Source organism: Acinetobacter sp. 161(2023), from assembly GCF_037027805.1.
Classification (GTDB): domain Bacteria; phylum Pseudomonadota; class Gammaproteobacteria; order Pseudomonadales; family Moraxellaceae; genus Acinetobacter.
The window spans coordinates 1-516 of record NZ_JAZEYD010000053.1; the positions used below are offsets into that span (position 1 = coordinate 1).

General features: G+C 45.7%; 1 protein-coding gene. It reads left to right on the forward strand.

Annotation, left to right across the window (positions count from 1 at the left end; genetic code table 11):
• Positions 1 to 96 precede the first annotated feature (96 nt).
• On the forward strand, positions 97 to 516 hold a 420-nt coding region (locus WA249_RS18910), incomplete at its 3' end, for a calcium-binding protein (RefSeq protein WP_336170943.1).

Sequence of the window (516 nt, forward strand, 5' to 3'; positions counted from 1 at the left end):
ACTTTTAAGAACTACCTGAATGAGAATGACTCCTATAGTCGAGACTTTAACTTTATCTTTGCGGACAAGACGGTCTCTACTTCGGACATCATTGGTATGACCATGCAGCTGACAGGCACAGACGGTAACGATGTGCTGAATGGCTGGAGAGGTCAGGATATTCTGATTGGTGGCGCAGGTGATGACACACTGACAGGTTATGCAGGTGATGACCTGTTAGATGGTGGAGAAGGTAACAATATCGTAAACGGTGGTGATGGCAATGACACACTGATCACAGGTTCAGGGAATGATGTACTGAATGGTGACAACGGCAATGACATGCTCAATGGTGGAGCAGGCAATGACACGCTAAATGGCGGTGCTGGTCAGGATACCTTGATTGGTGGCAGTGGTAATGATGTGCTGACTGGTGGTGATTATGAGAAAGATATCTATATCTTCCAGTCGGGTCATGGACAGGACGTTATCAATGACAGAAGTTATGACTGGGGCTACTTCAATCAATTTAACGAT